This window comes from Micromonospora sp. AMSO12t, from assembly GCF_008806585.1.
GTDB lineage: Bacteria > Actinomycetota > Actinomycetes > Mycobacteriales > Micromonosporaceae > Micromonospora > Micromonospora reichwaldensis.
Genome location: NZ_WAAS01000560.1, coordinates 1 through 672 on the forward strand (window position 1 = coordinate 1; position 672 = coordinate 672).

The window sequence follows — 672 nt, forward strand, 5'->3', positions numbered from 1 at the left end:
GAGGTGGTGTCGGCGTGTGGTGGGTGCGGTGGGGTCGATGGGGAGGTAGGCGGCGCCGGCTTTGAGGACGGCGAGCATGGCGGTGATGGCGGGTGTGCCCGGTGGGAGGCTGACGGCGATGGGGTGGTCGGGTCGGGCGCCGTGGTGCAGGAGTTGGTGGGCGAGGTGGTTGGACCGCTCGTCGAGTTCGCGGTAGGTGATCGCGCCCGCCCCGTCGACGACGGCGAGCGCGTCGGGTTGGCGTCGGGCCGTCTCCGCCACCAGCCGGGGCACGCATCCCAGATCACCGGGCGGGACCGGAACCGGGCTGGCGATCAACGCGTCGGCGAGCCGCTCCCGCTGGGCGGCCGTGACCGCGACCACGGTGGACAGCGGCCGGTCCGGCTCGGCCAGTACGGCGGCGACCAGGGCCCGGTAGCTGTCGGCCAGCTCGGCCATCGTCGCGGGCTCGTACAGGTCGCAGGCGTAGTCGAAGAGCACCCGGACGGCGTCCGGCTCCACCTGCACCTGGACGGTCAGGTCGAACTTCGCGACCCCCTCGTCGATCGGCAGTGGCCGCATCGTGGCGGTGTGCAGCGGCGCCGGATCGGTGCCTTCCATGGTGGTGAAGACGGTTTGGATGAGGGGTGGGGTGTGGCGGTCGCGGGTGGGTCGGGTGTGTTCGACGAGTTT

The 672-nt window shown here is 72.2% G+C and carries 1 protein-coding gene; it reads right to left on the bottom strand.

What is annotated here, in order from left to right; genetic code table 11:
- Window positions 1–672: AMP-binding protein (locus F6X68_RS32950; RefSeq protein ID WP_151457869.1), on the bottom strand; the 672-nt coding region annotated here is incomplete at both ends.